Origin of the sequence: Hymenobacter sp. HSC-4F20, from assembly GCF_019599275.1 — a bacterium.
In the GTDB taxonomy this organism is placed as follows: Bacteria; Bacteroidota; Bacteroidia; order Cytophagales; family Hymenobacteraceae; genus Hymenobacter.
Window position 1 is genome coordinate 1 of the sequence record NZ_JAHZTD010000020.1, and the last position, 476, is coordinate 476.

At 67.2% G+C, this 476-nt stretch carries 1 protein-coding gene; it reads right to left on the reverse strand.

Going from position 1 to position 476, the window contains the following annotated elements; all coding sequences use genetic code 11:
* Window positions 1–476, reverse strand: a 476-nt coding sequence (locus tag K3G63_RS22530; protein WP_220616409.1) for an enoyl-CoA hydratase-related protein, incomplete at both ends; no start/stop codon positions are given.

Here is a 476-nt window from a genome sequence, read left to right on the forward strand (position 1 = left end):
TCCTCCATCAGCACGCCGTCGTCATGGACGCGGTTGACGAGCCCCCATTCCAGCGCCTTCTCCGCCGGCAGGCGCTCGCCCAGCAGCGACAATTCGACCGAGCGCGCCTTGCCGATCAGGCGCGGCAGCAGCCAGGTCGAGCCGCAATCCGGCACGAGGCCGATGCGGCGGAACGCTTGCAGAAAATAAGACGACCGCGCGCACAAGATGATATCGCCGAGCAGCGCGAAGCTCATGCCGGCGCCTGCGGCCGGACCGTTCACCGCGGTCACGATCGGACAATGCAGGTTGCGGATGCGGCGCAGGAACGGATGGAAGCCGGTCTCGAGCGTCATGCCGGCCTTGGTCTTCTTCGACTGGTTGTTGCGGCCCTGCAGGTTGGCGCCGGTGCAGAACGCCCGCCCCGCACCGGTCAGCACGACGCAGCGCACCTCGTCCTTCTTCTCCTCGATCGCATCGAGCGCGTCGGAGAGACC